General features: G+C 58.2%; 28 protein-coding genes and 1 tRNA gene. 11 read left to right on the top strand and 18 right to left on the bottom strand.

Annotation, left to right across the window (positions count from 1 at the left end; all coding sequences use genetic code 11):
• Positions 1-7: 7 nt before the first annotated feature.
• The 4 genes from Q1K07_RS17895 to trmJ form a co-directional block, all read right to left on the bottom strand.
• A complete protein-coding gene (locus Q1K07_RS17895) occupies positions 8-1,168 on the bottom strand; it encodes an aminotransferase class V-fold PLP-dependent enzyme (protein ID WP_300314169.1) in 1,161 nt (386 codons plus the stop codon).
• A 51-nt stretch (positions 1,169-1,219) separates the two neighbouring features.
• Positions 1,220-1,690 (bottom strand): Rrf2 family transcriptional regulator, encoded by a 471-nt coding sequence (locus tag Q1K07_RS17890; protein ID WP_300314166.1) that lies wholly within the window; start codon positions 1,688-1,690, stop codon positions 1,220-1,222.
• An 82-nt stretch (positions 1,691-1,772) separates the two neighbouring features.
• Positions 1,773-2,783 carry a serine O-acetyltransferase gene (gene cysE, locus Q1K07_RS17885; RefSeq protein WP_300314163.1) on the bottom strand — a complete coding sequence of 337 codons (1,011 nt, stop codon included), beginning with the start codon at positions 2,781-2,783 and terminating at the stop codon, positions 1,773-1,775.
• Positions 2,784-2,879: 96 nt separating this feature from the next.
• Complete coding sequence (gene trmJ, locus Q1K07_RS17880) at positions 2,880-3,686, bottom strand: tRNA (cytosine(32)/uridine(32)-2'-O)-methyltransferase TrmJ (RefSeq protein WP_300314161.1); 807 nt, start codon at positions 3,684-3,686, stop codon at positions 2,880-2,882.
• A gap of 204 nt (positions 3,687-3,890) precedes the next feature.
• Between trmJ and Q1K07_RS17875 the strand changes: the two genes are divergently transcribed.
• Positions 3,891-4,715, top strand: a complete 825-nt coding sequence (locus tag Q1K07_RS17875) for an inositol monophosphatase family protein (RefSeq protein WP_300314137.1) — start codon at positions 3,891-3,893, stop codon at positions 4,713-4,715.
• Between the two features lie 117 nt (positions 4,716-4,832).
• On the opposite strand, the gene Q1K07_RS17870 is transcribed toward Q1K07_RS17875, so the two are convergent.
• The 8 genes from Q1K07_RS17870 to Q1K07_RS21280 form a co-directional block, all read right to left on the bottom strand.
• Positions 4,833-5,873 (bottom strand): CNNM domain-containing protein, encoded by a 1,041-nt coding sequence (locus Q1K07_RS17870; RefSeq protein ID WP_300314134.1) that lies wholly within the window; start codon positions 5,871-5,873, stop codon positions 4,833-4,835.
• A 227-nt stretch (positions 5,874-6,100) separates the two neighbouring features.
• The gene (gene secF / locus Q1K07_RS17865) at positions 6,101-7,024 is read right to left on the bottom strand and encodes a protein translocase subunit SecF (RefSeq protein WP_300314132.1); all 924 of its coding nucleotides are present in this window, start codon (positions 7,022-7,024) and stop codon (positions 6,101-6,103) included.
• Between the two features lie 35 nt (positions 7,025-7,059).
• Positions 7,060-8,910, bottom strand: a complete 1,851-nt coding sequence (gene secD / locus Q1K07_RS17860; protein WP_300314129.1) for a protein translocase subunit SecD — start codon at positions 8,908-8,910, stop codon at positions 7,060-7,062.
• Positions 8,911-9,025: 115 nt separating this feature from the next.
• Positions 9,026-9,361, bottom strand: a complete 336-nt coding sequence (yajC, locus tag Q1K07_RS17855; protein WP_149286305.1) for a preprotein translocase subunit YajC — start codon at positions 9,359-9,361, stop codon at positions 9,026-9,028.
• Between the two features lie 66 nt (positions 9,362-9,427).
• The gene (gene tgt / locus Q1K07_RS17850; RefSeq protein WP_300314125.1) at positions 9,428-10,564 is read right to left on the bottom strand and encodes a tRNA guanosine(34) transglycosylase Tgt; all 1,137 of its coding nucleotides are present in this window, start codon (positions 10,562-10,564) and stop codon (positions 9,428-9,430) included.
• 71 nt (positions 10,565-10,635) lie between these two features.
• Entirely contained in the window at positions 10,636-11,673 is a 1,038-nt protein-coding gene (queA, locus tag Q1K07_RS17845; protein WP_300314122.1) for a tRNA preQ1(34) S-adenosylmethionine ribosyltransferase-isomerase QueA, read from the bottom strand.
• 163 nt (positions 11,674-11,836) lie between these two features.
• The gene (locus tag Q1K07_RS17840) at positions 11,837-13,156 is read right to left on the bottom strand and encodes a DASS family sodium-coupled anion symporter (RefSeq protein ID WP_366945091.1); all 1,320 of its coding nucleotides are present in this window, start codon (positions 13,154-13,156) and stop codon (positions 11,837-11,839) included.
• 12 nt (positions 13,157-13,168) lie between these two features.
• On the bottom strand, positions 13,169-13,300 hold the full coding sequence (locus Q1K07_RS21280) for a hypothetical protein (RefSeq protein WP_366945090.1): 132 nt from the start codon (positions 13,298-13,300) through the stop codon (positions 13,169-13,171).
• A 193-nt stretch (positions 13,301-13,493) separates the two neighbouring features.
• Between Q1K07_RS21280 and Q1K07_RS17835 the strand changes: the two genes are divergently transcribed.
• The 6 genes from Q1K07_RS17835 (at position 13,494) to rnk (ending at position 16,982) form a co-directional block, all read left to right on the top strand.
• Positions 13,494-13,580, top strand: a tRNA-Leu gene (locus Q1K07_RS17835).
• A gap of 191 nt (positions 13,581-13,771) precedes the next feature.
• Entirely contained in the window at positions 13,772-14,122 is a 351-nt protein-coding gene (locus tag Q1K07_RS17830) for a metalloregulator ArsR/SmtB family transcription factor (RefSeq protein ID WP_300314119.1), read from the top strand.
• Between the two features lie 7 nt (positions 14,123-14,129).
• Positions 14,130-14,543, top strand: coding sequence for an arsenate reductase (glutaredoxin) (gene arsC, locus Q1K07_RS17825; RefSeq protein WP_300314116.1), 414 nt, complete (start codon positions 14,130-14,132; stop codon positions 14,541-14,543).
• The gene (gene arsH, locus Q1K07_RS17820; RefSeq protein ID WP_300314113.1) at positions 14,540-15,286 is read left to right on the top strand and encodes an arsenical resistance protein ArsH; all 747 of its coding nucleotides are present in this window, start codon (positions 14,540-14,542) and stop codon (positions 15,284-15,286) included. The genes arsC and arsH overlap by 4 nt, the downstream gene beginning before the upstream one ends.
• Positions 15,287-15,295: 9 nt before the next feature.
• Positions 15,296-16,366 (top strand): ACR3 family arsenite efflux transporter, encoded by a 1,071-nt coding sequence (gene arsB / locus Q1K07_RS17815; RefSeq protein WP_300314111.1) that lies wholly within the window; start codon positions 15,296-15,298, stop codon positions 16,364-16,366.
• Positions 16,367-16,574: 208 nt separating this feature from the next.
• Positions 16,575-16,982 (top strand): nucleoside diphosphate kinase regulator, encoded by a 408-nt coding sequence (rnk, locus tag Q1K07_RS17810; RefSeq protein WP_300314108.1) that lies wholly within the window; start codon positions 16,575-16,577, stop codon positions 16,980-16,982.
• A gap of 121 nt (positions 16,983-17,103) precedes the next feature.
• Here rnk and Q1K07_RS17805 read toward each other — a convergent pair whose 3' ends face one another.
• The 4 genes from Q1K07_RS17805 to Q1K07_RS17790 form a co-directional block, all read right to left on the bottom strand.
• A complete protein-coding gene (locus tag Q1K07_RS17805) occupies positions 17,104-18,600 on the bottom strand; it encodes a tripartite tricarboxylate transporter permease (protein ID WP_300314106.1) in 1,497 nt (498 codons plus the stop codon).
• Positions 18,601-18,669: 69 nt separating this feature from the next.
• A complete protein-coding gene (locus Q1K07_RS17800) occupies positions 18,670-19,137 on the bottom strand; it encodes a tripartite tricarboxylate transporter TctB family protein (protein WP_300314103.1) in 468 nt (155 codons plus the stop codon).
• 105 nt (positions 19,138-19,242) lie between these two features.
• Positions 19,243-20,202 carry a tripartite tricarboxylate transporter substrate binding protein gene (locus tag Q1K07_RS17795; protein WP_300314101.1) on the bottom strand — a complete coding sequence of 320 codons (960 nt, stop codon included), beginning with the start codon at positions 20,200-20,202 and terminating at the stop codon, positions 19,243-19,245.
• 76 nt (positions 20,203-20,278) lie between these two features.
• Positions 20,279-21,682, bottom strand: a complete 1,404-nt coding sequence (locus Q1K07_RS17790; RefSeq protein ID WP_300314098.1) for a flagellar biosynthesis protein FlgA — start codon at positions 21,680-21,682, stop codon at positions 20,279-20,281.
• A 279-nt stretch (positions 21,683-21,961) separates the two neighbouring features.
• Between Q1K07_RS17790 and Q1K07_RS17785 the strand changes: the two genes are divergently transcribed.
• Entirely contained in the window at positions 21,962-22,666 is a 705-nt protein-coding gene (locus Q1K07_RS17785) for a GntR family transcriptional regulator (protein WP_300314095.1), read from the top strand.
• A 103-nt stretch (positions 22,667-22,769) separates the two neighbouring features.
• Positions 22,770-23,378 carry a LysE family translocator gene (locus Q1K07_RS17780; protein WP_300314092.1) on the top strand — a complete coding sequence of 203 codons (609 nt, stop codon included), beginning with the start codon at positions 22,770-22,772 and terminating at the stop codon, positions 23,376-23,378.
• Between the two features lie 5 nt (positions 23,379-23,383).
• Here Q1K07_RS17780 and Q1K07_RS17775 read toward each other — a convergent pair whose 3' ends face one another.
• Complete coding sequence (locus Q1K07_RS17775) at positions 23,384-25,087, bottom strand: acyl-CoA dehydrogenase family protein (protein WP_300314089.1); 1,704 nt, start codon at positions 25,085-25,087, stop codon at positions 23,384-23,386.
• 251 nt (positions 25,088-25,338) lie between these two features.
• Here Q1K07_RS17775 and Q1K07_RS17770 point away from each other — a divergent pair, with 251 nt between their 5' ends.
• Complete coding sequence (locus Q1K07_RS17770; RefSeq protein ID WP_300314086.1) at positions 25,339-25,887, top strand: NUDIX domain-containing protein; 549 nt, start codon at positions 25,339-25,341, stop codon at positions 25,885-25,887.
• Positions 25,888-25,892: 5 nt separating this feature from the next.
• Positions 25,893-26,384: a glutathione peroxidase gene (locus Q1K07_RS17765; RefSeq protein ID WP_300314084.1), complete on the top strand. Its 492-nt coding sequence runs from the start codon at positions 25,893-25,895 to the stop codon at positions 26,382-26,384.
• Here Q1K07_RS17765 and Q1K07_RS17760 read toward each other — a convergent pair.
• Entirely contained in the window at positions 26,381-26,767 is a 387-nt protein-coding gene (locus Q1K07_RS17760) for a hypothetical protein (protein ID WP_300314081.1), read from the bottom strand. The genes Q1K07_RS17765 and Q1K07_RS17760 overlap by 4 nt on opposite strands.
• Between the last annotated feature and the right edge of the window lie 157 nt (positions 26,768-26,924).

Here is a 26,924-nt window from a genome sequence, read left to right as displayed (position 1 = left end):
GAAAACCTCACTGTATAGCGCGTTCACGCAGGCCGATCAGGGCTTGGCGAAGTGCCTGGGCTGCGCGGTCGATATCGTCTTCGGTGGTGAAACGTCCAAAGCTCAAGCGCAGGGAAGATAGGGCTAGGCGTCGTGGAACGCCGATGCCACGGAGAACGTAGGATGGTTCCACGCTGGCGGAGTTGCATGCCGATCCTGTGGAAATGGCGATATCGCGAAGCGCCATCAGCAGCGATTCACCATCCACACCATCGAATCCCAGATTGATGATATTGGGGACGGAAGCCTGAGTGTCTGTATTGTGATGGATCCCATCAAGTCCCTCCAGGGCATCCAGCAGCCGGTCACGTAGCGCAGTGATATGTGCCTGATCTGTCGGGCCTTCCTGGGCGGCAATGGAAAATGCCTCCCCCATGCCGACGATCTGGTGTGTCGCCAGCGTGCCTGAGCGCATGCCGCGCTCGTGGCCACCGCCATGAATCAGCGCTTCAATACGCATGTCAGGATCGCGCTTGACGAAGAGTGCGCCAATGCCTTTGGGGCCATAGACCTTGTGTCCGGACAGGGACATCAGGTCGACACCCAGCTCGCGCACGTTCAAGGCAATGCGGCCAGAGGCCTGAGCGGCGTCCACATGCAGTACGGAGCCATGTTCATGAGCCACCTTGGCCAGTGCGGCAATATCATTGATCGCGCCAAGCTCGTTGTTGACTGCCATCAATGACACCAGGACGGTATCCGGACGCATGGCAGAGGCCAGTTGCTCCGGAGAGACGCGGCCATCCTGTTGCGGTGTCAGCCATGTGACATCGAAGCCTTCCTTTTCTGCTGCCTTGGCCGAATCGATGACAGCTTTGTGCTCAATCAGCGAAGTGACCATGTGCCGACCGCGCTCACGGTTGGCTCGCAGGTAACCGAGGATGGCCAGGTTGTCAGACTCGGTTGCGCCGCTGGTCCAGACGATCTCTCGAGGGTCGGCCTGAATCAGGTCCGCCACCTGACGACGGGCGTTCTCCACGGCTTGCTCGGCTGTCCAACCGGGCATATGGCTGCGCGACGCCGGATTGGCAAAGATGCCGTCCATCGTCAGGTGGCGGCTCATCACTTCCGCAACACGTGGGTCGACGGGAGTGGTGGCGGCATAATCGAGATAGGCAGGTGCTTTCATGGGCTCGCAGCAATCAGGCTATGTGGCATAAAGGTCAAGGTGGCATAAAGGTCAAGGAGCAGAAGCCAGAATGCCGTTATCCACTTGTCGGCGGCGCTGGCGAACGGCAATGTCAGTCACATCCTGGCGCTTGGCCAACTCACCGAGCGTAACGTTATCGAGAAAGTCCTGGATGCGTTCGGACAGCTCGAACCATAAATGATGGGTCAGGCAGGTATCGCCTTGTTGGCAGTCGCTCTGGCCGCCGCAGCGTGTGCTATCGACAGACTCGTTGACGGCCTCGATGACCCGGGCGACGGAGATGGCGTCAGGAGGCTCGGTCAACAGATAACCACCGCCAGGGCCACGCACGCTTTCCACCAGGCCGGCACGCCTCAGCCGGGCAAACAGCTGCTCCAGATAGGACAGCGATATCTGCTGGCGACAAGCGATGTCGGCAAGACAGATGGGGTCGCCGTCATCATTGACAGTCATGTCGAGCATGGCGGTGACGGCGTAGCGTCCCTTGGTGGTCAGGCGCATGAGGCAACACCTTGGCTGTCGGCACAACGCGGACAGCTTGGATGATCGGAAAGGCTATTATGAGAAAGACCGAGTGTTACGGTCAACCATTCTCCCGAGGTTCATCGCCGTCACTCAAGGTATCAGCGGTCTGCTTGCCTTTGTCTGCTGCCGATGGTTTGTCGCCTGCCTTTTTTTCAAATGACTCCTGCTTTTCAGATGACTTCTGTTGTTCGGGCGTCTTCTGTCTTTCTGGAGCTTTGTCCGGCGAGTGAGGTGCATCTGCCGATGAATCACCGTCAGCGCTGGATGGTGCTTGTGGAGCTCCGCAGTCCAGGTCTTCCAGCATGTCGGCAAAATCTTCGTCGCGCAGTTCCGGCATCTGGCTGGAACGATAGTTGGCATCGACCTTGCGCAGTGTCTGGCACATGGTGTTGATGCGCTCGTCGACGGCATGCATATGGTCGAGCATGGCTTGAATCGACTTGGCAACCGGGTCGGGCATGTCCTGACTGATGCCGTAGGCATCGAAGCCGAACTTCTGGCACATGGCGGCGCGGCGCTCGGGGTCGACTTCCAGCGTCGGCTCGGTGTCCGGCTCGGCACGTTTGACGACCTTGCCTGGGATGCCCACCACTGTGGCGCCGGCCGGGACTTCCTTGGTCACCACGGCATTGGAACCAATCTTGGCACCGGTACCTACAGTGAAAGGACCCAGTATCTTGGCCCCGGCGCCGACGATGACGCCGTCTTCCAGGGTCGGGTGGCGCTTGCCCTTGTTCCAGCTGGTGCCGCCCAGAGTAACGCCTTGGTACAGGGTCACATCGTTGCCGACAACCGTTGTCTCGCCAATGACCACCCCCATGCCGTGGTCAATGAAGAAGCGTCGGCCAATGGAGGCCCCCGGGTGAATCTCTATACCGGTCAGCCAGCGCCCGATCGTCGACAGGGTGCGCGCCAGCCATTTGAGGTTGTGCTTCCACAGCGAATGGGACAGGCGATGCAGCATCAGCGCATGCAGCCCCGGATAGTTGGTCAGAACCTCGAGGAAATTGCGTGCCGCCGGATCCCTGGCGAATACGCTGTTAATGTCCTCGCGTAGGCGTTGAAACATGTGTGGCGGTCCTTGGGTCGCGGGTTTTTATATGAGGGTATTTATAAGATTAGCCTTTCTATATGAGGCTTGTGGCGACCCTATTCAAGTTTTCATTTACTTGTGAGGCGCATCATCTTCCACGTCGCAAGAGGAATTACCCGTTCTGCCGCCCAGGGCTTTCTGGCCGGCTGCCTTTTCGGTGGCACTGAGAATGCCGCGCAGGATATTGAGTTCCATGCGCTCGGGGCGCGAGCGCAGGGTCATGCGTCGCAGGCGGGCCATCAACTGGCGTGGAGTGGCCGGGTCATGAAAGCCAATACTGACCAGGGTGCGCTCCAGGTGAGCGAAGTAGTGTTCGAGTTCTTCGTGGGTGGCCAGGGGGTGAGAGGATTCTTCATCGCTCTGCTCTGGCGCTGCATCCGGCTGCTCTATCCAGCTCAGGCGGCATTCATAGGCAAGCACCTGTACCGCCGCGGCCAGGTTCAAGGAACTGAAATCCGGGTTGGTCGGGATGTGCACGTGAGCATGACAACGCTGCAGTTCAGCATTGGACAGACCGCTGTCCTCTCGACCGAAGACCAGGGCAATACGAGCCTGTGGCTGGGCGAGCTCCTTGGGCAGTCGAGCGCCCAATTCGCGTGGAGTGATCATTGGCCATGGCAGGGTGCGGGAACGGGCACTGGCGCCGACGACCAGAGAGCAGTCGCTGACGGCGTCCTCCAGACTATCGACCACGCGAGCCTGGTGCACCAGCGCATCGGCGCCGGAAGCACGAGATACACTATCCGCGGTGACGACTTCACAGCGAGGGGAAACCAGGGCGAGGTCGGAGAGCCCCATGTTATGCATAGCGCGGGCGGTTCCGCCGATGTTGCCGGGGTGGCTGGTACCGATGAGAACGATACGGATTCGATCAAGCATGCTGGGCTCTGTGATGCTGGGGAAACGATAAGGCCAAAAGTCTACCATGAGGCGCCACTTTGCGTGGCGTTAGTGGCAAGCTTCTGCTAGGATTCGCGCCGAGTCCTTTTTACCTCTTGTTCATGACACGGCAACGTTCTTGATACAGCGACGTTCCCGATAGCGACTCCGTTCTTTAACACCACCGACTCCAAAGGCCTGATCATGCATCCAATGGTCCAGTACGCCCTACGCGCTGCGCGTAGTGCCGGCGAGCAGTTTCTGCGCATTCGTGAGCGAATCGAGAATGCCCATGAAGAACACAATCTCGATCGTCTTCTCGAGGACAGTGCCCGTAATGCAGAAGCACTGATCGTTCGTCAGCTATCCCGTGGTTATCCCCAGCACGGCATCAGTGGTCGTTACACGCCTCATCGTTCCGGTGAAGGCGAGGGGCGCGACATTCTGTGGCGTATTGAACCTTTCCATGGCTACTCCAACCTCAGCGTGGCTTCTCCTGAGTTTGCGATTTCCGTGGTGTGCCTGGTCAAGGGCCGACCGGAGCATGCGGTGGTGATCTGCCCCTTCAGCGACGACGAGTACCTGGCCAGTCGCGGTCGTGGTGCTCAGCTCAACGGCAAGCGCCTGCGGGTTACCAAGACGCACACCACCGGTGGCACGCGTCTGTCCATGAGCCTGCCCGAAAGTCATCTGCGCTCCCGTTATCTGCCGACCTACATGACGTTGGTCCAGCAGTTGGGTCCGGTTGCGGATCAGCTTCAGTCCAGTGCCTGCGGTCTGCTTGATATCGCACATGTTGCCGCTGGTCGGGCAGATGCCGTTTTCGTGCTCGGCATTGATGAGCAGGATCTGGATATCGGTACCCTGATCCTCAAGGAAGCTGGCGCCTTGATTGGTACGCCGGATGGCCGCCCGAGTGTAAGCGCCGATGGGCCGTTGATGGCGGCCAATCCGCGTCTGTTCAAGGCCCTTATCAAGACCTTGGCCCCTCATGTCGCACACATTCCTGGGCGAGATGAGCAGGAGTGACGATAAACAGATGATAAGCCTTTGATGATGTAAAACCGATGATATGAAAACCGCCCCGCAGCTTGGCTGCGGGGCGGTTTTTTTATTTTCGGGCGATATCTTTCCCTGGTTGTTCGATCAATCGGCAGGCGGTTGTTGTGCAGGCTGGGTCATTTGCTTGCGCTGCGTCCAACGCTGCTTGGCATACTTGCGCATGTTGGTGATGTTGTCCGTCTCATCGACGATATCCTGGCCCAGGATGGTTTCGAGGACATCTTCCATGGTGACGATGCCGACCCAGGTGCCCAGGTCGTCGTAGACCACCGCCAGGTGTTGCCGTTCGCGCTGCATCATGATGAAGATGCCTTCGACACTGTCGTTGGCACTGATGGACGGCGCTGAGTGCATGACATCCTTCATGGTTGCCTGGTCGTCGGCATGGTAGGTGTCTGCCTTGTGCACGTAGCCCAGCGACTGTTCACCACCATCCATGACCGGAAAGCGGGTGAACGGCGAGCGCGACAGTTCCTGGTCGAACTCGGCAACGGTCATGGCGGGGCGAACCGTGACACACACCGTGCGCGGCGTCATCACGCTGCTCACCTTGATTTCATGCAGGTTCAGGATATTGATGATGGTGCGGGCTTCATCGCGATCCAGCGCCTGTTCATCAAGGCCGATGCTTGCCAAGGCCTTGATTTCTCCGCGCATGTCTGTGTCATGGGCACCGTGCGTGATGCGCCGGGTAATCAGTTCGGACAGCCAGATGAAAGGCCGCAATATCCAGACCATGGGCACCAGGAAGGATGGCAGCCAGTGCGATAGCTGGCGCCAGTAAGCGGCACCGATGGTCTTGGGCAGGATCTCCGACAATACCAGGATCAGCAGTGTCATCACGGCTGATGCGATACCCAGCCAGGCTTCACCGAACACGACCGCCACCTGGGCACCGACCCCGGTGGCACCGCCAGTGTGAGCAACGGTGTTGAGCGTAAGAATGGCAGAGAGTGGTTTATCGATGTCCTGCTTGAGGGCAGAAAGACGCCGATGCAAGCGCTCGTTGCTGTCCTTGAGCTGGGCAATGTAGCTGGGAGTCAATGACAGCAGTGCGGCTTCGAGAACGGAGCACAGGAAGGATACGCCGATGGAGATGATGGCAAACGCAGCCAGGAGTAACATGTAGCCTCTATGAGTGACCAAGGGATGATGCCGCTTGCGACATCGCCGCTATCATGTGACAGCCGTGTGCTTCAAGGCAAGGAATATTGAACGACCAGTGTGCAGCATCGAATACGGAAGAGCCCCGCTACCAGTAGGTAGCGGGGCTCTTTATTTTCCAGTCCTGATCGTTTTCCAGGACTGACGGTTTTTCAGAACTGGTCACTCTTCATTGCTGAGCGACTGGCTTATGGCAGCTCTTCAGCCTCGGGGTCTTCCTTCTTCTCCGTAATCAGATCCTTGCGCTGCAGCTTGAGCTGGATCAGCAGCGCTGCGGCGACGTAGATGGAAGAGAATGTGCCCAGGCCGATACCGACCAGCAGGGCAATGGAGAAGTTGTGGATCAGGTCACCACCGAGCAGAAACAGTGCCACCAGTACCAGCATGGTAGTACCGGAGGTGGCAAGGGTCCGTGCCAGCGTCTGGTTGATCGAGTCATTGAAAATCTGTGGCATGTCATCGATGCGTGACTTGCGGATATTTTCGCGGATACGATCGTAGACCACGATGGTGTCGTTGAGTGAATAGCCGATCACCGCCAGTACCGCCGCCAGCACAGTCAGGTCGAACTCGAGCTGGAATAGCGAGAAGGCACCCAGCACGACAATGACGTCGTGACCCAGTGACAGCAGTGCGCCGAGAGCGAACTTGTACTGGAAGCGGAAAGCGACATAGAGAATGACACCCCCCATGGCCAGCAACATGCCAAGGCCACTCTGGTCACGCAACTGATCGCCAACCTGGGCGCCAACGAACTCGGCGCGCACCAGCTCTACCTGGGAGCCATCCTGGGCCAGCAGGCCAGTGACCTGCTGGCCGACGTTGGTGTCAAAGGCTTGTTGCAGGCGGATCAGGACTTCGTTGGCGGTACCAAAAGTCTGCACGGAAACATCCTGGAAGCCACCGCCCTGCAGTGCCTGGCGCACGCTGTCCAGAGTGGGGGCCGTGGCGTAATGTACTTCCACCAGCGTTCCGCCGGTGAAGTCCAGGCCCAGTGCCAGGCCATTAATGGCCAGCGAGATGATCGAGACCAGCAGGGTTAACGCCGAGAAGGCGTAAGCCAGGCGGCGGCGGCCCATGAAGTCGATATTCAGGTTGGTGAGGTTTTTCATGTCCTCTTCCTGTAGTGATTGCATTGGGCCATGGGCTAGATCCAGATCTTCTTCAGTGCGCGGCCGCCATAGACCAGGTTGACGATCGCACGAGTCACCATCAGGGCAGTGAACATGGACGTCAGAATGCCCAGCGACAGGGTGACGGCGAAGCCCTTGACTGGCCCAGTGCCGATAGAGAACAGGATCACGGCAACCAGCAGCGTGGTCAGGTTGGCGTCGACGATCGAGGTAAAGGCCCTTTCATAGCCAGCATGAATGGCTTGCTGGATCGACATGCCATTGCGTATTTCTTCGCGGATTCGCTCATATATCAATACGTTGGCATCTACTGCCATGCCCAGGGTAAGAACGATGCCGGCAATGCCAGGCAAGGTCAGGGTGGCCCCGAGCAGGGACATGGTGGCGACCAGCAGCGTCAGGTTGAAAGCCAGTGCAACGTTGGCAATCAAGCCGAAGGCCTTGTAGCGGATGAACATGAACAGTACGACCAGCAACAGGCCGACCTGAACCGAGAGCAGGCCGCGTTCGATGTTGTCAGCACCCAGGCTTGGGCCGATGGTGCGTTCCTGAACGAAGTAGATCGGGGCCGCCAGCGAACCGGAGCGCAGCAACAGCGACAGCTCGCCCGCTTCGGTCGGCGATTCAAGACCGGTGATGCGGAAGCTGTTGCCCAGAGCGCTCTGGATCGTGGCCAGGCTGATGATGCCGCGCTCCGTATATGGCTCGCGCTCCACGACCTGCTTGCCATCCTTCATCACTGTGCGGTCATGTGTCTTGTGCTCGATGAACACCACGGCCATGTTGCGCCCGATATTGGTGCGGGTGGCGCGATTCATCAGAGTGCCGCCGGTACCGTCCAGGTTGATGTTGACCTGAGGACGGCCATTTTCATCGAAACCACGGTTGGCACTGGAAACACTGTCGCCGGAGATGATGACATCACGCATCAGGTCCGCACTGCGGTTGGGCTCGTTGCGGAAGGATAGAGACTCGGTCTCGTTGTCCGGGGTGTCGGAACGTGCCTCGAGGCGGAACTCCAGGTTGGCAGTCGCACCCACGATACGCTTGGCCGCAGCGGTATCCTGCACGCCAGGCAACTCGACGACGATGCGGTCAGGGCCTTGGCGCTGGACCAGCGGCTCAGCGACTCCCAGCTCGTTGACACGATTGCGCAGTGTGGTCAGGTTCTGGTTGATCGCATAATCCTGGATTTCCTGAACAGCGGCATCGCTAATGGTCATGGATAGACCTGCGCCACGCTCACGTTCGACGTTCTGGTACTGGAAGTCAGGAAATTCTTGGCTGATCAGCTGGCGAGCGGTATCACGATCCTCGGCATCGACGAAGTCCATGGAGATGGTGTTGCCATTGACTTCGCTGTTGCGGTAGCGAATACGCTCCTTGCGCAGGCTCTCACGCATGGCACTGGCATTGACTTCGAGGCGCTGCTTGACGGCAGCCTCCATGTCGACTTCAAGCAGGAAGTGCACCCCACCACGCAGGTCGAGGCCCAGGGACATGGGCGAGGCGGAAAATGAGGCTAACCAAGCCGGGGTGGACTCGGCCTGGTTGAGTGCCACGACATAGCCTTCACCAAGGTTCTGGCTGATCAGGTCGCGGGCATTGATCTGCTGGTCGGCCTTCCTGAGGCGAATGAGGAGGCTATTGGGCTCTTCCTCGACGGACTTGACCTCAATGTTGGCAGCAGAAAGGGCGTCTTCGAGGCCCATTCGCTGGGACTCGTCGAGGGTCAGTTCGCCTCGATCACTGCTGATCTGAACGGCAGGGTCGGCAGGAAACAGATTGGGAAGGGAATAGACCAGGCCGACGAGAAGCACTACCAGGATCAGCAGGTACTTCCATAGGGGGTAACGATTGAGCATCGGGGCTTTGCCCTCAATTTGCTGACGAAAAGACGGCTAGGCCGACACGAGGCAGCCGGGCTGGCTCGCATCAACATGGGCAGACCCCACACAATGTGTGGGGTCAGGTAGCCGATTAAATGGACTTGATGGTGCCCTTGGGCAGAACGGCGGCTACGGCGCTCTTCTGAACGGAAACTTCAGTACCTTCGGAAATTTCCATGGTCAGATAATCACCATCTTCGCTGACCTTGGTGATGCGACCCATGAGGCCACCACCGATGACGATCTCGTCACCCTTGGACAGGCTGGCGATCAGCTGTTTGTGCTGCTTGGCACGCTTGGCCTGAGGGCGCCACAGCAGGAAATAAAAAATCAGTACGAAGCCGACCAGCATCACGATCTGAGCAATGCCACCACCAGCAGCTGCGCCACCTTCTGCCATGGCCGGGGAGATAAAGAAATCCAGCATGTATGAAACTCTCCTGAAAGGATTCGTGGGTAAGTATGGATACGGTCGGCATATGCCGACCGTGGATCAATTCGGAGCAGGGGGTACCGGCAGCCCGCGCTGCGCGTAGAACCCTTCCACGAAGTCCGCCAATGTACCCGCTTCGATAGCACCGCGCAAACCGGCCATCACGCGCTGGTAATGACGCAGGTTGTGGATAGTGTTCAACATTGCCCCGAGCATCTCGCCGCAACGGTCCAGATGGTGCAGGTAAGCGCGGGAGAAATGCTGACAAGTATGGCAGTCACAGTCCTCTTCGAGAGGACGCGTGTCATGGCGGTACTTGGCGTTGCGGATCTTGATGGTTCCCGCGAAGGTGAACAGGTGGCCGTTACGCGCATTGCGAGTCGGCATCACGCAGTCGAACATGTCCACGCCACGGCGTACACCTTCCACCAGGTCTTCTGGCTTGCCGACTCCCATGAGGTAACGAGGCTTGTCCGCAGGCATCCACTCTGGCAGATAGTCGAGGACCTTGATCATCTCGTCCTTGGGCTCGCCTACTGACAATCCACCGATGGCATAGCCGTCGAAGCCGATGTCCTCGAGTCCCTTGAGGGACTGCTCGCGCAGGTCTGCATACATGCCGCCCTGAATGATGCCGAACAGTGCTGAAGGTGAATCGGCGTGGGCGGTGCGCGAACGCTTGGCCCAGCGCAGGGACATCTCCATGGACTTGCGGGCTTCGTCGTGGGTCGCCGGGTAAGGCGTACATTCGTCAAAGATCATGACGATGTCCGATCCCAGAGAGCGCTGCACGGCCATGGACTCTTCGGGCCCCATGAAGACCTTGGCGCCGTCGACAGGGGAGCGGAAATGCACACCTTCCTCGGTGATCTTGCGCATTTCACCCAGGGAGAACACCTGAAAGCCACCGGAATCCGTGAGGATGGGTTTGTCCCATTGGGCAAAATCATGCAGATCGCCATGTGCCTCGATCACTTCTGTACCCGGGCGTAGCCATAGGTGAAAGGTGTTGCCAAGGATGATCTCGGCGCCAATTTCCTTGACGGAGTCTGGTGTCATGCCCTTGACGGTGCCGTAGGTACCGACAGGCATGAAGGTCGGGGTTTCGATAGTGCCCCGAGGAAAAGTGATGCGGCCCCTGCGTGCCCGGCCATCACTGGCCAGGTGTTCGAAGCTCATGAAACATTCTTTACGCATGATCTGAAATTACTCCATGCCCGGGTCTGCGGGGGCTCAAGAACGGCTGGTCTGGCATCCAGAAACGGGAGTCAAAAACGTGGCGAAGCGGGCGTCAGGAACATCGCATCACCATAACTGAAGAAGGCATAGCGTTGTTCCACTGCCTCCTTGTAGGCCGTCATCACGGTATCGTAGCCGGCGAAGGACGATACCAGCATCAGCAGGGTCGACTCCGGCAGGTGGAAGTTGGTGATCAGCGCATCCACGCAGCGCCACTGATAGCCCGGATAGATGAAGATGTCAGTGTCGCCACTATAGGGGACGATATCTCCGTCGGCACTGGCGGTTTCCAGGCAGCGCACGCTGGTCGTGCCTACAGCGACCACCTTTTTGCCAGCCGCCCTGGCTTTGCGCACTTTGGTACAGGCTTCGTCACTGACCTCAAGCCATTCGCTATGCATCTGGTGCTCGCGAATATCATCGACGCGCACTGGCTGGAAGGTGCCCGCGCCCACATGCAAGGTGACAAAGGCAGATTCGACCCCCTTGGCTGCAAGGCGTTCCAGCAGGGCTTCATCGAAATGCAGGCCGGCAGTAGGAGCCGCTACGGCACCATCTCGGCGGGCATAGACGGTCTGGTAACGTTCGCGATCACTGCCTTCATCCGGGCGAGTGATATAAGGCGGCAGCGGCATGTGGCCGTAACGCTCAAGCAGGGTGATCATCGGCGTATCACCCAGGAAACGCAGTTCAAACAGCGCATCCTGGCGCCCTTCGACCACGGCTTGGATGCCGCCTTCGAAATGAAGTTCCGTGCCGGGTTTGGGCGACTTGCTGGAGCGCAGGTGCACGAGCCCTCGGTGAGCATCCAGCGGGCGTTCCAGCAACATCTCGATCTTGCCTCCACTGGCCTTGTGGCCATGCAGGCGGGCGGGGATCACGCGAGTGTCATTGAACACCAGCAGATCGCCTTCTTCGAGAAGGTCCACGAGGTCAGGGAAGCGGCGATGGTCGAGGCGGCCGCTGGCGCCGTCGACGCATAGCAGACGACAGTCGCTGCGCTCATCAGACGGATAGCGGGCGATGAGCTCTTCAGGAAGCTCGAAGTGGAAGTCGGAGCGCTGCATGGAGGTTCGCAAGTCGTTTTAACGATGGGGTAGAAAAGGTCGCGGCGCACAAGGATACCCTTTCCTGACCGTCGCGTCAGGAATTTCGGGGCCCTGAAGGCCCCGAAATACGCGGGATGGCGTCACAACAGGCAAAATACAGGGTGTGTTCACCCGTGGGCGTTCACCACAACAGGGTGATCAATGCATAGGCCATCAAGGTGACGATCACTGTGCTCAGCAGGTTAAGGGCGAAGCCGGCACGGATCATGGACTGAATCTTCATATGGCCAGTCGCAAATACGATGGCGTTGGGTGGCGTAGCCACAGGCATCATGAAGGCACAGCTGGCCGCGATGGCGGCAGGCACCGTGATCAACATGATCGGGATGTCCAGTGACAGGGCCAGGGCCCCGAGCAGCGGCAGGAAAGCAGCCGCTGTCGCGGTATTGGACGTTACCTCGGTAAGGAAGATGATCACCAGTACCACACCAGTGATGATGGCCAGCAAAGGCAGGACACTCAACATGGCCAGCTGATTGGCGATCCACTCTGCCAGTCCTGAGCTGCTGATGGCGCTTGCCAGTGCCAGGCCACCACCAAACAGCAGCAGAATGCCCCAGGGCAGTTTGACGGCTTCTTCCCACACCATCAGCTTCTCCCCCTTGTTGCGGCCGCTGGGAATCAGGAACAGGGCGATGCCCGCTGCGATGGCAATGGAAGTATCCGATAGCCAGGACAAGCCTGCGCTGTTGAGCAACGGGCGTACGATCCAGGCGGCGGCTGCGATAAGGAACAGCGCGGCCACACGACGTTCGGCACTGCTCATCGGCCCCATGTCGTGGAGCTGTCTGGAGATCATGTCATTCATGTCTCCATCCTTGTCATCTCCGATCACCAGTTGAAAGTCGCGGCGGGTCAGCCACCACCAGGCCGTCACCATCATCACCACGGAAATTGGCAGGCCCACCAGCATCCACTGGGCGAAGCCAAGGTCGATGCCCTGTTCCTGGGCCAGATAGCCGGCCAGTAGCGCGTTGGGCGGAGTACCGATCAATGTGGCCACGCCACCGATGCTGGCCGAGTAGGCGATACCCAGCAGCAAGGCGGTGGCAAAGCGGCGGAGCTCAGCGGGATCAGAGCGCTCCATCAGGCTCAGCACAGAGATGCCGATGGGCAGCATCATGATGGCGGTGGCTGTATTGGACACCCACATGCTCAGGAAGCCAGTGGCGATCATGAAACCTGCCACCTGGCGGCGTGGCTGGCTGCCGACAGCCTGCAGTACGTGCAGGGCAATACGCCGATGCAAGTGCCAGGTCTGCATGGCAATGCCGAGCAGGAAGCCACCGAGGAACAGATAGATGATCGGGTTGGCAAAAGCCGCTGAGGCTGTCTTGATATCGGAAATACCGAGTGCAGGCGCCAGCACGATAGGCAGCAGGGAAGTGGCGGGAATCGGAATTGCTTCGGTGGACCACCAGCAGGCCATCAACAATGCCATGCCGACGCAGTGCTAGGCTGCGGGGGCCATGCCCGTGGGCGCTGGAAGTAGCAGAGTGATCAGCAGAAACAGCGGACCAAGCACCAAGCCGATACGGCTGGCCACGGATGAGCTGGGTACAGCGTGATTACGAGAAGCTGCCATGGCGGTCTCCTGGGCAGGGGGCATCGATAGGTAGATCGAGCTGGTAGCGACTTGTTATGGGAATTTTCCCGGTTATGGGGTTGTTCCAGCTTGCGCGGCATCTTAGCAGGCTTAACAAGTCATCGGCGAGTGTCATAAAACCTCAGTAAATCCATTGACCTGGAATGAGTCCTGAGTATAATCATCGCCCATTGCCGGTGTGGCGGAATTGGTAGACGCAGCGGATTCAAAATCCGCCGGGTGCAAGCCCTTGTCAGTTCGAGTCTGACCACCGGTACCATCTTGATAAACAGTCGCTTACGAGCGGCTGTTTTTTTATATCCCTTTTGCAGTGTTCAATCGGTCTGTTCAGGGGTATCTCGTCTTTGCACTGTTCACGGGAATTCCTTCATGGACGCTCCTCGGGCAGGCAATGATGCAAGTATTTTAAGAGGCTTGACGAGTGTCCAATATTTCCATATTTTTGGAAATATGGAAACTTCAAACGTCATCGAAAGCTTCTCCGCCCTGGCCCAGGAAACGCGACTGGAGGCATTCCGTCTGCTGGTGCGGCACGAACCTGAAGGTCTTCCGGCCGGGGAGATAGCACGGCAATTGTCTGTGCCCCACGCCACCATGTCAGCGCACCTGGCGGTGCTGTCACGGGCAGGGTTGGCAGCGTCACAGCGCCAGGGTCGGTCGATCATCTACAGAGCCAACCTGAAGCATATGCAGGAGGCGATCCGCTTTCTGGTACGTGATTGCTGCGGGGGCCACCCGGAAGTGTGCGGTCCTCTAGGCATGTCATTGAGCGATTGTATCCCGGACCAAGAGACGAGATGAGGCAATCATGAATCCCCAGATCTATCACAACCCGAACTGCGGCACATCGCGCAATACCTTGGCGATGCTCAAGGCTTCCGGTGAAGTCCCGGAGGTGATCGAGTATCTTCAGACGCCTCCGAGCCGAGCGCGTCTCGTGGAGCTATTGTCGCTGATGGAAATCGCTCCGCGAGATTTGCTGCGTCGCAAGGGTACGCCATATGACGAATTGAAGCTGGATGACCCATCGTTGAGCGATGAGCAGCTGATTGACGCCATGATGCAGCACCCGATCCTGATCAACCGTCCGATTGTCGTGACAGCGAAAGGGGCCAAGCTATGTCGTCCCTCAGAGGCGGTGCTGGATCTGCTGGAAAACCCTGTTGAGTACTTCGTGAAGGAAGACGGGGAAGTGGTGCAGCGTGCTGGAGCCGGGCAATGACACTGACGACGGTAACGCCACATGACCTTCTCCATCATGACCTTCCCAATATAGACCCGGAGCAGTTACATCCTATCGATGTAGACGTGTTGACGGGTCTTGATGGTCCCCGTCATGCACCGCGCATCCTGGTGTTGTATGGCTCTTTGCGCGAACGTTCATACTCCCGGCTGGTCGCGGAGGAAGCGGGGCGTTTGCTGCGCTGGTTTGGCTGCGAGGTACGGACTTTCGATCCAAGGGACCTTCCCTTGCCTGATGCGACTGGCTCCGATCACCCTAAAGTTCAAGAGCTGCGCGATCTTGCCGAATGGTCAGAGGGCATGGTGTGGGTCAGCCCAGAGCGGCATGGGGCGATGACGGCCATCATGAAAGCACAGATAGATTGGATTCCTTTGTCTCTAGGTGGCATACGCCCGACCCAGGGCAAGACCTTGGCATTGATGCAGGTATGCGGCGGAAGCCAGAGTTTCAATGCGGTCAATCAAATGCGCATTCTGGGGCGATGGATGCGCATGCTGACGATCCCCAACCAGTCTTCGGTACCCAAGGCCTTCACCGAGTTCGATGACGACGGTCGCATGAAGTCCTCGCCTCTCTATCTGCGTATCGTGGATGTATGCGAAGAGCTGGTGAAGTTTACCTTGCTGACCCGGGGGCGCAGTGAGTACCTGACCGACCGTTATTCCGAGCGGGTAGAAAGTGCTGAACAAGTGTCTCAGCGCGTCAACCAGGGATCTGTGTAGGGCGACATCATGAGTGAGCAGAATATGGCCACGCAAGCAGAGGAAACGTCTGGTGGTATGGGCCTGTTCGAACGTTACTTGTCTCTGTGGGTAGCGCTGGCCATTATCGCGGGGGTCGCGCTTGGGCAGTTTGCACCATCGGTGCCCAATGCTCTGGCACGCTTCGAATATGCCCAGGTCTCCCTTCCTGTCGCCGTGCTGATCTGGGCGATGATTTTCCCGATGATGGCTCAGATCGACTTCAATGCTGTGGCAGGGGTGCGCAAGGAACCCAAGGGATTGGCGATCACGACGGTAGTGAATTGGCTGATCAAGCCATTCACCATGTTTGCCATTGCCTGGTTTTTCCTGATGGTGCTGTTCAAGCCCTGGATAGCGCCGTCACTTGCCAGGGAGTATCTGGCGGGAGCTATCCTGCTGGGGGCTGCGCCGTGCACGGCCATGGTATTCGTGTGGAGCTATCTGACCCGAGGGGATGCTGCCTACACGCTGGTGCAAGTCTCCCTGAATGACCTGATCATGCTGTTTGCCTTCGCTCCCATCGTTGTGCTGCTGTTGGGGATTTCGGATATTCAAGTGCCCTGGAATACCGTCATTCTGTCGGTGGTGCTGTATATCGTCATTCCCCTGAGTGCAGGCTATCTGGTGCGGCGTACGCTGATCAGTCGCCATGGCCAGCAGTGGTATGAATCGGCCTTTCTCAAGCGTCTGGCGCCGATCACTCCTGCGGCTCTGATTGTCACCCTGGTGCTCCTGTTTGCTTTCCAGGGCGAGGTCATCCTGGCCAACCCCCTGCATATTGCCTTGATTGCGGTGCCACTTGTCGTCCAGACCTTTCTGGTGTTCTTCATCGCCTACGGTTGGGCAAGACTCTGGAAGGTGCGCCATTGCATCGCCGCGCCGGGCGCCATGATCGGAGCAAGCAATTTCTTCGAGCTGGCCGTGGCCGCCGCCATTGCCTTGTTCGGTCTGCAGTCCGGAGCGGCATTGGCCACGGTGGTCGGGGTGTTGGTGGAGGTGCCTTTGATGCTGGTTTTGGTGCGAATTGCCAACAACACCCGGGATCGATTTCCGCTGTAGAGAATCGAGAGAGATGAACGTCATCAGTCAGGCAAAATGGCGTCCTCTCAACGCGTCGCTCCACTGACGAGTGGGGTCGAAGTTAATCTTATTCCTTAATCTTGCGAGCTGCAGTATGCTCATCAAGTGAACGAGTCCTTCTCCTTAATGGAGGAGGGCTTTTTTTCTTGTTGTCCCGGTCCATTGCAGGTCCGGGGTGGGAGGTCGTATGCATTCACCAAGAGTCATCAACCGCCTGGATGTCGAGCGTTTGCAACGGCTGATCGATACTGTCGAGCAGCAGGATGAAGCGGTCGCCGAGGCGTTGGAAGAATTCCTGCTGATGGCGGAAGTGATGGATCCAGAAGACATGCCGACAGATGTCGTCAGCATGAACAGCCAGGTGCGCATCACGGATATCAGTAGCGGAGAGGCGCTGGCACGCACATTGGTCTATCCACATGCCCTGGCATCGACGCCGGATGCGATTTCGGTGATGGCACCGTTGGGAGCATCATTGCTGGGACGGCGCCTTGGAGAGCAATGGGAGGGTCCTAGAACAGCTTCTGGTGTGCGTCGCTGGCGCCTGGAAGAGATCCTGTGGCAGCCCGAGCGAGAGCATGAGTACCACCGTTAAAAAGCACTTCATAAGTTAAGAAAGCACGGCATAAATGGCTGCGCTAACTAGTGGAAAGGTCGCTGCGGGCCGCTGCCTGTACATGGGCTGCCATTCGAGCCCATGTACAGGAGAGTCTGGATCAGCTCCGGCTGGCGGTAGCTCTGATACGGGCACGCTTGCGTAGCGGAACGGCGATAGCGGCAACCAGCAATACTACGGAGATGATCAGAAGGGTGGCGCTGATCGGCCGGCTCAGCAGGATCGACAAGTCACCCTGAGACATCGACAAGGTACGCCGCAATTCGCTTTCGGCGATGGGGCCGAGCACCAGGCCGAGAATGATCGACACTGTCGGGAAGTCGATTTTCTCCAGCAGATAACCGAGCACTCCGAAGCCCAGCATCAACCATACATCGAACATCGAGTTGCTGACGGAGTAGGTACCGACGATGCAGCACATGATGATGATCGGGCCGAGCACGGAATAAGGCACGTTGAGCAGCCGGGTGAACAGGGCGATGAAGGGCTTGGAGAAGGCCAGAATCATGAAGTTGACAATGAACAGGCCAGCGAAGACCGCATAGATAAGGTCGGCGCTGGTCATCATGAACAATGGGCCGGGTTGCAGGCCATGCATGATGAAGGCGCCAAGAATGATGGCGGTGGTCCCGCTGCCAGGAATACCGAGAGCGAACAGTGGTACCAGAGCGCCCATGGCGGCGGCATTATTGGCCGACTCCGGTGCGGCAATGCCTTCTGCGGCTCCTTTGCCGAACTGCTCGGGATGCTTCGACCAGCGCACGGTTTCGCTGTAACTGACCATGGCGGCGGTGCTGGCGCCAATCCCAGGCAGAATGCCAATGATCACACCGAGGAGTGACGAGCGAGAAAGCGTGACGCCAATCTTGCGCAGGATCGGCATGTCAAAGATCTTCACCTTGACTCGGGTTGGGGGCTGGTGAACCTCTCCGTCCAGCGAACGCTTCATCACTTCGGATACCGCGAATAGCCCTACGATGACGGGGATCAGGCCAACGCCTTCGGAAAGGTTGAGATTGCCGAAGGTATAACGGCTCACGCCAGTGAGAGGGTCGATGCCAATGGTGGCGATGAACAGCCCCATGGCGGCTCCTATCAGGCCCAGAATCAGGCGGCCACCCAGCGAAGCAACGACGGTCAGGCCGAGAATGGCGAGGGCGAAGTATTCGGGCGACGAGAACTTCAAGGCCACCGAGGCCAGTAATGGCGTGCAGACGATCAAGGCAATGGTGCCTACCAGGCCGCCTACGGCGGAGCTGAGGATGCCGATGCCCAGCGCCTTGCCTGCTTCGCCTTGCTGGGTCATGGGATAACCGTCGAAAGATGTCATCACCGCTTCGGGTGTGCCAGGGGCGCGGTACAGAATGGCGGTGATCAGCCCTGAGAATACCGTGGAGCCATAAATCGCTGTCAGCAGCATGAAGGCCTGGGTGGGTTCCATGCCATAGGTGACGGGTAGCAGGATGACGACCAGGATGACACCACTGATCCCGGGTAAGGCACCACCGATGAAGCCGATGAAGACTGCCGAGGTCAGAATCAGAAGGTTCATGGGCTGGAGAACGACGCTCAGTCCAGCAAGAAAGCTATCCAGCATAGTCAGTTACTCCCAGCATAGTGAGTTACTCCCGGCATGGTCAGTTCCTCGACGATGGTTTGGGCTGCCTCAAGGCAGGGGAATACCCAGCAGAAACACGAAGACGCCCTGGATCAGCACCACGGCAATGACAGCGGTGGCGATAATTAGGCCCCAGTGGCGAGCACCGAGTAGCCAGCTTATTGCCACTGCGAAGATTACCGTCGCCAACAGAAAGCCGATCATTTGCATCAGCACCGTATAAGCGATGGTCATGGCCATCATCAGCCAGTGCCGGTTGGCCGCAAGTGACAGGCTATGGCTGGCCGCAGATGGTGCTTCATCAGTGGTGGCGCAGGTCTGGTGGGTCCGTTTGCGGCTGTCCAGCAATAGCCAGGATGAAAAAGCCAGCAAGGCAATCAACAGTATCAACGGCCATAGCTGTGGCCCGATGAACGTCGAGACGTCTGCCGAGCCGGGAAGCTGAAGGGTGGGGACCAAGGCGGCCAGGGCTGCCACGATGACCACGATGGAAAATAGCGTGAGTCTGGTGTGCATGGGATAAACCGAACGATTGGCGTGAATCGGATGACCGGGCGCACTCCTGTAGGCAGGCAGCATCAGGCCGGAAGCCTCAGCCGCCTGCCTGGAGGACTGCCGAACTCAAGTGTTTTCCAGCAGGCGCTTGTAGAGCTCGTAGTTTTCTTCGAGTTTCTGGCGATAGTCGGTACTACCCAGCCAGCCTTCGCGGTAATGAAGGTTCACGCGCTCTTCGTACTGCTGGTATTCCTCGGAGTCGTAGACTGTCTTGAGTGCGTTTTCCAGGGCATCGACGATGGTGTCAGGCGTTTCGGCATTGACGAAGATGCCGCGTTCGTTGCCATCGGTCAGGTCCCAGCCATTTTCCACTGTGGTGGGAATGTCGGGAAAATTGGATAGACGTTCTTCGGCAAATACCAGGATCGGCATCATCTCACCGGATTCCATATAGCTGAGCACTGAGCTGATTTCGCCGAACATGCCGTCAATGTTGCCGCCCATGACATTGGCGGCAACGCTGCCTTCCTCGTCATAGGGGATGAACGTCATGTCGAGGCCGCTGGCATCAGCAAAGGACAGGAAAGCCATGCGATCCGGACTGGCGGCATGGGTACCGCCGATAATCACTTTTCCAGGATTGGCTTCGGCGTGGGCCTTGAAGGCGGCAAAGTCGGGATACTTGTCCGGGTCGACGATCAGGGTCATGACATCCGACTGCATGCGGGCTACTGGCGTCAGTTGATCCAGGCCCGTCGGGTTCTGGCCGGCGGCGAGAGAGGTCACCAGCGTCGAGGACGCGAAATCCAGCGTGTGACCGTCCGCTTTGCTGTTGGCTGTCCGCTGATGAGCCAGGGCACCAGAAGCCGAGGGCAGGTTGATCACAGTGATACGAGTATCCAGTGTCTTCTCGAGCATTGGCTTGACGGTGCGAGCAAAGTTATCGGTGCCGCCGCCGGCCCCAGCAGCGACCAGGAACTGCAGTGGTCCAGCCGGAAAGTCGGAAGTGTCTTCTGCCATGGCACTGCTCCCCCAGATCAGGGTCAGACCAGTTGCGCCGGCGATCAAGCAGGATTTGATGGACATGTCGTGCTCCTAGGAATGGTTATTATGCTGTTGCGTGGAGTCTGACCAGCGAGTTCATGCTGCTGGAGACACCGCTTCAGGCGCTGGCAACCGAAGCTGTGCCATGGAACAGTTGGTCCTGCGAGTGGCGCAGGTGCTTGAGGCGCGAATCAGGCAGTGCCACATCGGCCAATGTGATCAGTTGTCCTGCCTTGATGGGCCTGACAATCTTGGCGCCAGGCAATAGGTAGAACGGCACAGCAGCGCCATCCATGAGCGCGGCTGCAGGGTGGATTTCGGGGCGCAGACCCTGGATATGGCGGTGGTGGCCGCGCATCTCGAGATGTTGCTGCGGTTCAAGATCGACGGTGGTTCGGGCGACCAGGTCTACATGGGGACGTGTATGCCGGCCTCCGCCGGAGGGCAGTTGCTTGAGTACGGCATCCAGCAGAGAAATGGGAGCCTCGAGTCCCAGCAAGTGGCGCGGTAGATAAATCATGGCACTTTGCCCGGAGCGGCTGAGGACGTGCCCTTTGCCTTGCAGTAATGCCCAGTCGTCTGGAGAGCAGCAGCGCACGATGACAAACACGCCACCGGCAAAGCTCAGCTCATTTTCCTGGCGCAGGCAATTGAAGACCTCGAGCCGTCCGTGTCCCTGCAATACACCGCCTCGTGCCTGAGTATCGAGCAGAGTAGGTACCTCGTGGTTACGCAGGACCAAGGCATGAAAGTCGGGCCGGTCGGGAACAAGGCCAGTGGCATTGGCCACATTGGTCATCTCGCACAGGTCCGGGGCAGATATCTGCGGAATGGCGGCCAAATGCTGTCCCCGGTCATGGGCGATATCCACTTCATTGCCTTCGGCCAGATCCCACAGGCTATGCATTTGCGTAGCAGGGTATAGCGTACCGTTGCATAGAACATTCTGTCGTTCCGGCTGCCAGACGAAGTCGTATTCGCTGCTCTTGCCTGCGGCGATGATCTCGAATCCCAGTGTTTGTGCCCAACTGATCAGACCAATAAGCAACGCCGGCTGGTCACCATCTAACGGGGTGAAGATGCGTCCGTGTTGCTGGGCCAGCCGAGTCAGCCAAGGGCCGATCACCGACTCCGTCTCCTTGGTGGCAATACCCACGTGCTTGCCCGCCAGCAGGGCAGCCTCGGCATGACGTGCTCCGGCTTCTGGTATGCCAGTGGATTCAATCAGAATATCGAAAGGCAGGTCGAGGACATCGTTCAATGACCCGGAAGCTATGAAGAGACCATCTTGCCATGCGCTGAACGCCTCTTTCGAATTATGGCATACCATTATTTTATCTTGAGGGATTCCGCATGAACTCAGTGCCTTGGCGGCAGATTCGGCATTGATATCGATGGCAATACGTACTGACAGGCTAGGCATCTGCTGTGCCTGTCGTAGCAGGCCGCGCCCGAAATCACCAACTCCAGCGACACAGGCTTCCACTATTCGGGATGAATCAAAGTGATGTAAGTAATTCATTATTTAGTGGTTCTCCAACCTTGTTCGCCAAGAGGCAGGATGTTCTGCGAGGCTTTTTGATGATCTGTATCGGGCAATGTTCCTATGGGAAATGTAATGGTATGCCATTTTGGTGGTCAATGAAGCGAGCTACCGACTTTGGTTTAGTATTCCGGCTTTTCTTACTTACCGCCGTGAAAACAAAGGAAAATAAATCAAGAATAGAAGGTGGGTTAAATTGCCAGTGTTAGAAGTGGTATGCCATTATTTGAATATTCTCGAAGCGAGGTGACGACCTGGATGGAAGAGGAACAGCAGATCGGGCATTCAGGCCTGGTGGAGAAGGTTGCCAATTATCTTCGCGAACATATCGTGATGGATCATTTTCAGCCGGGACAGCGTTTGCCTGAGCGAACACTGGCCAAGGAGCTACAGGTGTCGAGGACACCCATGCGCGAGGCGCTGAAGATCTTGGCCACGGAAGGGCTGGTGGTGTTGTTGCCGCATCGTGGTGCCGTGGTCGCTGATGTAAGCCCACGTGATATGCAGGAAAAGGCATATGTATTGAGTGTGCTTGAGCAGGCAGCCGCGGAACTGGCGTGCTGCAATGCCAGTGATGATGACATTGCCGAGCTGCAGGCCATGCACTATGAGATGAAGGCCGCTTTTCTACGTCGTGACCGGCAGAATTATTTTCGGCTCAACCAGGACATCCATAACCGTATCGTGGCGCTGTCGGGAAATGCCTCCCTGATCGAGATGCATGCTAATCTCAGCCGCCAGCTGTACCGGGTGCGCTACCTGTCCAATGAGAAGAGCGACAAGTGGCAGGTTGCGATGGGGGAACACGAGGCCATCATGGCCGCGTTTGCCGAACGCGATGCTGATCGGGTTGGCCGAGAGCTGCGCCATCACCTGGGCAAGACCTGGATGAAGTATGCCAATGGGGGCAGCAAGGATGATGCTGTCCACGAGCGCAATGACGGAGAGGCCGAGGCCTGCTGATGCTGCCGTGCGCTCGCTCATGACCTTGTGATGATCTACCTGTCCGTGAAGTGGTGTTACGCTTACGTTTTCGTTATAGGGAATCAACGAGGAACGAACGTTCATGCCGCTATCACTGTGGATGTCCTTGGCCGCCATCTGCGCCATGGGAGCGATGTCGCCAGGCCCCAGCCTGGCCATGGTATTACGTCACACCTTGGGGGGCGGTCGAACTCCAGGAGTCATCGCTGGCGTGGCTCATGCCTTTGGCGTCGGCCTCTACGCGTTGCTGACGGTCTGGGGGTTGGGGGCGGTGATCGAGCGACATCCTGCCTTCTTTCAGGTGATCACCTGGGGCGGTGCCATCTATCTCGCCTGGCTGGGCATCAAGGCTCTGCGGGCAGGGCGTGGGGGAGCGCTACATGCTCAGGCTGCACAGACCAGCATGGGGGGGGCGGCCAGGGATGGGCTGATGGTAGCGCTGGCCAACCCCAAGCTGATCCTGTTCTTCGTGGCACTGCTCAGCCAGTTTGTGACGCCTGACATGGACGCTGGACAGCGCGCGATCATCGTGCTGACGGCCATGGTCATTGATGGCGGCTGGTATATCCTGGTGGCGCTGGGCCTGTCTCATTCTCGTGTCCTGCCATGGCTGCAGGCCCGGGCTCACTGGATCAACCGTATTACAGGCGTCTTGTTGCTCGGTATTGCCATTCGGGTCGTGCTGGGATGAACCTCTCAAGCGGCAGGGATGGCGCGTTGCAGGATCTCGTCAACCGAGGTGCCTCTAGGTAACACGCCATAGGCGGGACTGGCCTCGTTGCCGAGGCGCGAACGACAATATGCTTCAGCAATGTATGACGGCGAATGCTCGAGCAACAACCTAGCCTGAAAGCATTGGGCCAGGCGCTGAGTGATCCAGCGTGCCCGTGGCAGCAGGTCTTCCACCGGGGCCGGAAGTTCGCATTCAAGTGCACCGAGGGCACGGTCCAGGACCGAGCTTTGGTGGTGGATCGGGGCGAACTCCTGGCGTAATGCATCGATAGACTCGGGATGGCGTGCCAGCACACGTAGCACATCCAGGCAGATGACATTACCCGAGCCTTCCCAGATGGAGTTGACCGGGGCCTCGCGATATAGCCGTGCCAGTGGTGCTTCCTCGACATAACCGATACCGCCCAGGCACTCCATGGCTTCTGCCATGAACCCTGGGCCGCGCTTGTTGTGCCAATACTTTGCCAGGCTGGGCAGCAGTCGGGCCAGGGCCGCTTCGTGACGGTCTCCCTGGCTGGCGCGATCAAAGGCGCGTGCAGTGCGCAGGCACAAGGCAAGGCCGGCTTCAATTTCCAGCGCCATATCGGCAAGCAGAATGCGCATCAGGGGTTGCCGTGTCAGCGTCGCGCCAAAGGCTGTGCGCTGGTTGAGATGATGCCAGACTTCGCGCCATGCCTGACGCATCATGCCTATGGGGGCGGTGGCCGCATCCAGGCGGGTCTGCTGTACCATTTCCAGAATGGTGGCAATGCCACGCCCGGGTTCGCCAATGGGTTGTGCCCAGGCGTAGAGGTATTCAATTTCAGCGGAGGCATTGGAGCGATTGCCGCACTTGTCCTTGAGCCTCTGGATCTCCATGGGGTTGCGCTCACCGTCTGAGGAAAAGCGTGGCACCATGAAGCAGCTCAGGCCTTCATCATGCTGGGCCAGGGTCAGGAAGGCATCGGACATGGGAGCGCTGCAGAACCACTTGTGCCCGACGAGTCTCCAGCCATCCTCGCAGGCCTCGGCCCGGGTGGTGTTGGTGCGAACATCACTCCCCCCTTGCTTCTCGGTCATTGCCATGCCGAAGGTCAGTCCCTTCTTGGCCGTGGCGGGTAGTGGTCGAGGGTCGTAGTCGATTGACATCAGACCCTGTGTCCAGAGCGCCGGGAGTCGGGTGTCCTGGCGCAATACGGGTAATGCCGCGTGGGTCATGGTGACAGGGCAACATACACCGGCTTCTGCCTGGGTCATCAGGTAAAGGCCTGCGATATGGGCCTGATGCCCACCGCGACCTTCTTCCCGCCAAGCGATGGAATGAATGCCATGGCCGATGGCAAGCCGCATCAGCGCGTGATAGGCAGGGTGGTAGTACACTTCGTCCAGGCGTCGGCCATAACGGTCGAAAAGGTGAAGTTCTGGAGGGTGACGGTTGGCGGTTTCTCCCAGAGCCTGAACGTCATTGCTGCCGACCTGCTGCCCCAGAGTGGTGAGGTGTTGGATGACCCATTCCGGAGCTTCCCTGGCCGCCAGGTGGCGCAGGGGCATATCATCACTGAACGCATTGAAGTCTCCGCCAATACAGGGCTGATTGGCCACCTCGTGTGTGGCAAGGTATTCGCGAGGAGCATGGTCGCCCGACTCATGCGTTTCGCGACTATCGGCTCGGTCGGCATCCTTGGACATGGAGGAGCCCTCCTGGAACTATGCTGTTATGAAAGAGCATTTTCATGAGGACGTGCTTTCATAAGTATGCTCCTAGATTCAAAGATGCGTTCTGGATTCAAGTATGCTGTCTAGATATAGGTATGCTTTCTTGACTGTGCTTTCTTGAGCATGGGTCGCGAGTTACGAGAGGTCAAAGTGATCCTGCATACAAGCAGGTGACGCATTTGCGCAGCGCGGGTAGTCTGATGGCTTTTGCACGGAGCCTTACCATGTCCATGGATAGCATTGTTGCCGCCAACGTCGCTGAGGCATCTGTCAGCCAGGTGACCGCCAGGGAGCGGATCCAGTTGGTCGACGCCCGCAACCGACCGTGCGGCAGTGCATGGCGTGCGCAAATGCGACGCATGAGCTATTGGCACCGTGCAACCTATATCGTGGTGCGTAACTCTTCAGGACAGCTATGTGCTCAGCGCCGGACGCTGCAGAAGGAAGTGTTTCCCGGCGGTATCGACCTGGCAGCAGGGGGGGTGGTATGTGCCGGAGAGGCAGTGCGCCATTCTGCAGAGCGGGAACTGGCTGAAGAGCTAGGCATTAGAAAAGTGAAACTGGGCAAAGAGTTGGCGTTTGTTTACCGCCAGGATGGCCATCATATCTTCGGTAGTGTCTATGGGGTGATCCATGATGGCCCGCTGGAGCTGCAAGAAGAAGAAGTGGCCCAGGCATTCTGGGTCGAGCCTGATGAAGCCATGGCCCTGCCTGAGGTGACGCCGGATACTCTGCTTGCTGTGCGCCTGTTGCGCGAGCGGGAAAGGTGGTGATTCAGATGAGCGTACATGATCATGAATGCCGCACCCATAGCGGCGAGCCCTTCAACTTGCGGGCCTTGAGGGGGCAAGTGCTGTTGATCGTCAATGTGGCCAGCAAATGTGGTTTCACTCCGCAATTGGCTGAACTGGAAGCGCTATACCGTGAGCACCGCGAACGTGGCTTCACCGTACTGGGGTTTCCCTGCAATCAGTTTGGTCGTCAGTCGCCAGAGTCTGCTGAAATGTTCTGTGCTTTTGGTGAACGCCAGTACGGCGTGACGTTTCCTTTGATGGAAAAGGTGGCTGTCAATGGTTCCCTGACGCATCCTCTGTTTCGTGAACTCAAGGAGGCCGCCCCAGGCGTGATGGGGACCCGGGCGATCAAGTGGAATTTCACCAAGTTTCTGGTGGCACGAGACGGCCGGGTGATCCGGCGCTTTGCTCCGAGGGATGGGGCTGATGCCATGCTGGTGGTATTGGAGGAAGCATTGGATGAGCCTATCGCCTAGTCGGTCTCGCCGCGCGCAACAGCGACACGCTCTATCAGCTCGTTGAAGCGGTGACGTGTCATCATGGTGGTCAGCCCCGAAAACAGTGCCCAGGTCTTGCGTCGCCAGCCCTTGAGCCGCAGGTTATGGGCGACCAGACGTCTCATCAGTTGCAGGTCGTCAAACTTTCTCCATTCGCCAGCTACTGACATCTGCGAGCGCGATAGCACAGGTGCCAGCTCCAGGCGGAAGATCCACTCCAGTTCCGTCAGGCTGATGTCGTGACGGGTGATGACTTCTACCATGCGGGCATAATCGGCCTCACGGGGCTCTCGCTCCAGCCACAGCGGGGCCAGGGCCAGCCACAATTCGCCGCGTTCATCGACCAGGGTTTGTGCGTCCATAGACTTCTCCTCGAGCGGTGGAGGGGATGGTGCACCAGAGGCTTTGTTACCACAAGTGCGGACAGCGCGGGCGTGGCTCGCTAGAATGACGCATTAACGCGTTATTGCATCAATACGTTATTGCATCAATACAGAGGGAAGCGGTTTCCACTTCCTA

The sequence above is a fragment of the Halomonas sp. genome (assembly GCF_029263665.1).
GTDB lineage: Bacteria > Pseudomonadota > Gammaproteobacteria > Pseudomonadales > Halomonadaceae > Halomonas.
The sequence above is the reverse complement of the archived record's forward strand: the minus strand, read 5'-3'. Positions and strand labels throughout refer to the sequence as shown.